General features: G+C 45.3%; 8 protein-coding genes and 1 pseudogene. 1 reads left to right on the forward strand and 8 read right to left on the reverse strand.

What is annotated here, in order from left to right:
- Positions 1 to 205 (forward strand): annotated as a pseudogene (locus tag ACFE90_RS34920) (hypothetical protein); the annotation flags it as partial.
- Positions 206 to 285: 80 nt separating this feature from the next.
- Here ACFE90_RS34920 and ACFE90_RS34925 read toward each other — a convergent pair.
- From ACFE90_RS34925 to ACFE90_RS34960, 8 genes are all read right to left on the reverse strand, one after another.
- Entirely contained in the window at positions 286 to 2943 is a 2658-nt protein-coding gene (locus tag ACFE90_RS34925) for a glucosidase (protein ID WP_375506852.1), read from the reverse strand.
- Between the two features lie 58 nt (positions 2944 to 3001).
- The gene (locus tag ACFE90_RS34930) at positions 3002 to 3676 is read right to left on the reverse strand and encodes an NADPH-dependent F420 reductase (RefSeq protein WP_375506853.1); all 675 of its coding nucleotides are present in this window, start codon (positions 3674 to 3676) and stop codon (positions 3002 to 3004) included.
- A gap of 126 nt (positions 3677 to 3802) precedes the next feature.
- Positions 3803 to 3952, reverse strand: coding sequence for a hypothetical protein (locus ACFE90_RS34935; protein WP_375506854.1), 150 nt, complete (start codon positions 3950 to 3952; stop codon positions 3803 to 3805).
- A 43-nt stretch (positions 3953 to 3995) separates the two neighbouring features.
- Positions 3996 to 4394: a nuclear transport factor 2 family protein gene (locus ACFE90_RS34940; RefSeq protein WP_375506855.1), complete on the reverse strand. Its 399-nt coding sequence runs from the start codon at positions 4392 to 4394 to the stop codon at positions 3996 to 3998.
- 18 nt (positions 4395 to 4412) lie between these two features.
- Positions 4413 to 5159, reverse strand: coding sequence for a glucose 1-dehydrogenase (locus ACFE90_RS34945; protein WP_375506856.1), 747 nt, complete (start codon positions 5157 to 5159; stop codon positions 4413 to 4415).
- A 27-nt stretch (positions 5160 to 5186) separates the two neighbouring features.
- Entirely contained in the window at positions 5187 to 5375 is a 189-nt protein-coding gene (locus ACFE90_RS34950) for an SDR family NAD(P)-dependent oxidoreductase (protein ID WP_375506857.1), read from the reverse strand.
- A gap of 101 nt (positions 5376 to 5476) precedes the next feature.
- Complete coding sequence (locus tag ACFE90_RS34955) at positions 5477 to 5875, reverse strand: nuclear transport factor 2 family protein (protein WP_375506858.1); 399 nt, start codon at positions 5873 to 5875, stop codon at positions 5477 to 5479.
- A gap of 4 nt (positions 5876 to 5879) precedes the next feature.
- A partial coding sequence (locus ACFE90_RS34960; protein ID WP_375506859.1) for an SDR family oxidoreductase occupies positions 5880 to 6222 on the reverse strand: 343 nt, incomplete at its 5' end.

Here is a 6222-nt window from a genome sequence, read left to right on the forward strand (position 1 = left end):
GCCCCCTGCCCCCTGCGGTCTAAATGATAAGTCTTTAACCGGACACGATATTATTGGTGATGTAATTACCTGTCGTGACAAAATCAAACGATTTCAAGATGAACTGAATTTAGGCACTCTAGCACTCAATCCCTCCTCATTAGACCTACAAAAAAAATTAGAAAGTTTGGCACTTTATAACCAAGAGGTGCGGAATTATGTCTGAAGAAGCTGCGATCGCTTTCGATAAAGTTGGCTATTGTTGCGATGGCGTAACCGCCCGCCGAAGGCGATCGCGCTGTTTGTTCACTCGAGAAATAAACTTTCACCACACCGATGAATTAATTGTGCAATCACTCCTGTCCAACCAGTTTGGTGGCTTGCTCCTAAGCCAGCGCCATTGTCGCCATGAAAGTACTCATTAAAGGTGAGCAAATTTTGCCAATGAGGATTTGTCTGAAAAACGTCGACGGCACCGTAAACGGGTCGATGCCCGTTGGCATTTTGTTGAAAAATGCGTTTAAGTCGTTCTGACAACTCAATCGCTACTTCCCTCAGCGTCATCCATTGTCCAGAATTAGTCGGGCATTCTACTTTGTAGTCATCTCCTAAGTATTTATGAAAGTGGTATAGGGCATCAATCAGCAGATAATTCATCGGAAACCAAATCGGGCCGCGCCAGTTAGAATTACCACCAAATAAGTTGTTTGTGGATTCAGCCGGTTCGTAATCCACCTGATACTCCTGATCGTTGACGTGCATGATGAAGGGATGAGCGGCATGAAATTTTGATACAGAGCGAATGCCATACGGACTTAAAAACTCGCACTCATCTAACATGCGCTCTAAGATGCGCTTTAGCTTCTTGCCGTCTAAGATTGCCAGTAAACGGCGCTGGTGTTCGCCTGTGGTTTGCATACAGGCAATTCCGGTTGTGAGGTCTGGGCGATTTTTAATAAACCACTCAGTTCGCTGGCGAAATCCACTAAGTTTTTTGAGTATTTCGGGTTCTAGGATTCCGATCGCAAACAAAGGCACTAACCCAACCATCGATCGCACTTTCATCGGAAAATGATGTCCATCTGAAAAGTGCAGTGCATCGTAGAAGAACCCGTCCTCCTCATCCCATAGGACAAGTTCATCGTGACCAATCCCATTCATGGCATCGGCAATTCGCAGAAAATGCTCGAAGAATTTACTGGCAATATCTTCATAGATGGGTTCATCCATCGCTAGTTCTAGGGCAATTGTCAGCATGTTCATGCAAAACATTGCCATCCAGCTTGTGCCGTCTGCTTGCTCTAAATCGCCATCTGTCGGTAAGGGGGCACTGCGATCAAACACGCCAATGTTATCCATGCCCAAAAAGCCACCCTGAAAAATATTTTTACCCTCGGCATCCTTGCGGTTAACCCACCAAGTAAAGTTGAGCAGTAGCTTTTGAAATACTCCTTCCAGAAATCGTTTGTCAGCGTGTCCGTAGAATTTCTGCTCGATTTGATAGACCTGCCACGCTGCCCATGCGTGTACGGGTGGATTGACATCGCTCAGTTCCCACTCGTAAGCGGGTAACTGCCCGTTAGGATGCATGTACCATTCCCGCGTCAGGCGTTGCAGTTGTCGCTTAGCAAAATCTGGGTCAATCATTGCCAAGGGAATAGTATGGAATGCTAAATCCCAAGCGGCAAACCAAGGATACTCCCAGGTATCAGGCATGGAAAGAACATCATCAATATATACATGCACCCAATCTGTGTTGCGAACACTCCGATGCGAATCGGGGGGAGTTAAAGTAGCAGAGTCGCCTTTGAGCCAATCTTCAATGATGTACAGATAAAACTGCTTGCTCCACAGCATCCCCGCAAACGCCTGCCGTTGGATGATCCGCTCGTCGTCAGATAGTTGAAACGGCGTAATCCGCTGATAAAATTCGTCGGCTTCTTTGATGCGATCGCTTAAAATTTGCTCGAACTCATCGCCAAACGGGTCGGCAATACTAGACGAATCCGCCAGCCGCAAACGTACAGTTTGCGTTGCACCGGGTGGAATCATCAACTTGTAGTCAGCAGCAAACTTCGTGCCCATGCGGTTCGGATTCACCGCATCCGTGCGATTGTGGATCGCATACTCATGAAAGCCATCTTTAACGTAAGGTGAGGTATTTTCCACACCATACAGCCGCTGAAAATTCGTTTCATTCTCAGTAAACAAAGGTTCTGCTGCACCTTGACAGTAGAGCCAATAATTGCTCATGTCAGGATGGGACGCTTCAATGATGTTGAAATCTGCTTCTGATTTCAGCACCTTCAGTATTGGTTTTTTACTTTTTCCATCCCATGACCAAGTATTGCGAAACCAAAGTGACGGCAGCAGACGCAATGGCTTGGCCTCGGAACCGCGATTAGCGATCGTGATTTGAATTAATATATCTTCAGCAGAGGCTTTGGCGTACTCAACGAACACATCAAAGTAGCGGTCTTCGGCAAATACACCCGTGTCAAGTAATTCAAATTCCGGTTTCTGCTTGCTGCGGCGACGGTTCTCTTCGACTAGTTGAGTATAGGGAAATGCTTGCTGCGGATATTTATACAAAAATTTCATGTATGCATGAGTTGGCGTATTGTCAAGAAAAAAGTAGTATTCCTTAACATCTTCGCCGTGATTACCTTCGTTGCTCGTTAAGCCAAACATCCGCTCTTTAAGGATCGGATCTTGCTCGTTCCAGAGAGCGATCGCAAAACACAATCGCTGATGATTGTCAGAAATTCCGGCAATGCCATCTTCGCCCCAACGATAAGCACGGGATCTCGCATGGTCATGGGGAAAGTAGTCCCAAGCTGAACCATCGGGGCTGTAGTCTTCGCGCACAGTGCCCCATTGCCGCTCACTCAGGTACGATCCCCAGCGTCGCCAGTAAGCTTTGCGTTCTCGGTCTTCTTGCAAGCGTTGTTCTTCCACTGTCATATTTCTTTTAATTTACGCTCTTTGAATGAATCATTATCAACAGGCTTTTTTAGTCGCTTCAGGCGTATCCTGGTTTACGTCCGCCTAAGCGTTGTTCCTTGGCTTCTGAAAGTTGATGAACTGAAATTGTTGCATAAGAGCCAAGTTCTCTACCAACAATCATAAATCGGATAAAGTCGCCCAAACCCTCAACCATGCGAGCACGATGCAATTCGCCACAATCGACAGGGTTGAAGCCGATATCTGTTATCAAGCTCATCACCGTCTGCTTTGCCTGCTCGTTATCGCTGCATACAAAGCACGAAACCTGATATTGCTTAAGTGGGTCTGGACTTAGTTCAAACACTTCTTGAGCAAAGGTGTTAAAGGCTTTGACTATATGGGCATTGGGTACATCAGCGGCAAACTTTTCAGCAATTGATTCTACAATCGGTTCAAACGCAAAATCTTCAGGAATGGGTGAATTATTACAATCAATCAGTATTTTGTTTGCCAGCACATCGGTTGAAGAAAAAACCTTAGAAGGTAACTCCCGCACGCCATAAAAAATTACGTCTGCAAACGCCGCCGCTTCATCGTTTGTGCCGCCCTTAGCACCGTGTTCTGCAAGTTCCGCGACCGCTTGTGCTTTCGCTGCCTCACGGGAACCAAAGAAAACCTCATGTCCCCGTTCTGTCCAAAGAATTCCCACCGACCTGCCCATGTTGCCTGAGCCAATAATGCCAATTTTCATAGGATTGATCCTAATTCATCAGTGAATAACCAAATCTCATCACCGGATCTTTAATACTTGTTCACAAGTCTTTAAGCTTCATTAATGAGTCTCTAATTTTCCCTACTCTCCTGCTCCCCTGCCTCATTACATTTCTTGATTGCTGGGATGAATCAAAATTTCGTTGACGCTAACACGAGCAGGTTGAGTGATAGCGTAAGCGATCGCAGTTGCTTCACCAATTCCCGAAGATGCACCTGTAATTACTCCTACTTTGCCATCAAGTTTGCCTACCATGCTGTTTTTCCTGTTATTAATTGTGTATTTCTGTGTGTCTCAACTAAGCGTAGACCGTGTCGTTATCCCAAAAGGCAGTAATTTTCGCAATCAAATTTTGAGGATTGAACTCAAAAATAAACAAATGAAGAACCGACAACGTACTACCTTTGTTTTGAATGTTGTCAATGTGCTTTGCTTGTGTGCCACTGTTTAACGTCTTGCAAACGACTGTACCATCCTTGCCCTCAATCAAACTTATGACTTGAGTTTTGAAATGGGGAAAGGCATCTACATACAGTTGCCACAATTGAGCAGCAGCTTGGTGAACAGAACCTGTACCGCTGTCTCGTAAACGAACATAGCGGAATGCCGCAGTGGGTGAGCAAAGCGTTAGCATTGCTGGAATTTCGTGAGTAGTGTAAGCATTAAAGAATATTTGTACAGTTTCGGCATGACTCATGCTTTATTTTCTCAAGATTCAGCCAAGACCACCGTTACAGTGGATCGTTTGTCCATTAATCCAACCACCTTGTTGACTAAGTAAAAAAACCACAGTATCCGCAATATCTTCTGGATTTCCCAGCCGCTTCATGGGAGTATTGTCGATAATAGATTGAATATCGTCTTGAGTTTTGCCTTGTCGCATCATAGCGGTGTCTGTGGCTCCAGGCGCGATCGCGTTGACTGTAATTTGACGACCCGCTAATTCTTTAGCATGAATGTAGGTAAATTTTTCAATTGCCGCTTTTGCAGCCGCATAAACCGCTGCATTAGGTCGATTGAGACGGGTGACAATCGAGGTAAAGTTAATAATGCGTCCGCCTGGTTGCAGGTACTTTTCGGCTTCTCGCGAACACAGAAACGTACTGCGAACATTTACCGCAAGCATTTTGTCGAAGTCGCTGTCTGTAGTTTTAGCAATCGGCGCGTCTTCTGATTTCCACCCAGCATTGTTGATTAGTGCATCCACTCCTCCAAATTCACTTATCGTTTGCTCAAATAAACGTTGGACATCCTCAGCATTACTGACATCAGCTTGCAATGCGATCGCGCTTCCAGCAGCAGATTTTATCGCTGCCACAGTTGCTGTGGCACCTTCTTCGCTACTAGCGTAGTTGACGACAACCAATGCACCTTCTTTGCCCAAACGTGTGGCGATCGCTTGTCCAATTCCACGCGAAGCACCAGTAACAATTACAGCTTTCCCGGTAAGTTCTTGATTCATAAGGTTTTGTACATTGAACTACTATTTTTAAACGTAGCCGCCGCCTGCTTGACCACCGTTAGTTTTGATTTTATTGACGATTTTGTTTGCTGAAGAAGCATGACCACCATAGTGAACCACAACGGCTCCTTCTTGCGCCAATCGTTCGCAAATCGTCGAACCAATGCCGCCTGAACCGCCTCTAACAATCGCCACTTTATCCGTTAAGCTGCCCATAATATTTCCTGTTTAAAAAGTGCTGAGTGCTGAGTTAGGAGTTAGTTGTCAGTTGTCAGTAGTTATTCTCCCCTGCCCCCTGCTTTCTTTAAATGCGGGGATTACGAGAACAGTTCTGTTGTATCTGTGTAAAATCTGACGGAAGTTACTAAACCTGCGGCGTTGCGATCGGTGAAGGCGACTGCTCGCAGGGTTACAGCTTCTCCATCCTGACGTTTGTAGTGGTTCAAAGCTTCTAGAACAAAAAACAAATCGCTGCCGTAAATGTTCAGCAAGTCGTGTTCCAAGCTATCAAATGTCGTCCAGTAATTCGAGAGAAACTGGACAATCGCTTCTTTACCTTGAACAGGAGGATGATTGTTGGAGAGCATAACGCAATCCTCTGCAAGAAAGCTGCTATACAGTTCAACGTTTTTAGTATCTATAGCCTGTAAATAGGTGAGATACCATTCGTAGTTCTGGGGTGAAAGTTGATTAATTCTGAGCTTGTCAGTTTTCACAGGCTTATTGTTCCTGATAATTCCACAGCAAGCCACCGTCAACATAAAAGGTGGAACCTGTAATGTAATCGGCATCGGATGAAGCTAAGAATGCCACTAGATTCGATACATCCTCTGGTTTGCCTAACCGTCCTAGCGGAATATTTTTTACCACAGCGTTGAGTTTTTCTTTGTCTTCGAGTAAATCTTTATTAATTGGAGTTGCGATCGCCCCTGGAGCAACGTTATTAATTGTGATTCCCAAAGGGCCTAACTCTACTGCCAGATTTCGCATCATCATCTTAACGCCGCCTTTGCTGACGCAATATGCAGTGAAATGCGGGAACGGCAGTTCTTCGTGAACTGAG

Source organism: uncultured Nostoc sp., from assembly GCF_964245445.1.
GTDB lineage: Bacteria > Cyanobacteriota > Cyanobacteriia > Cyanobacteriales > Nostocaceae > Nostoc.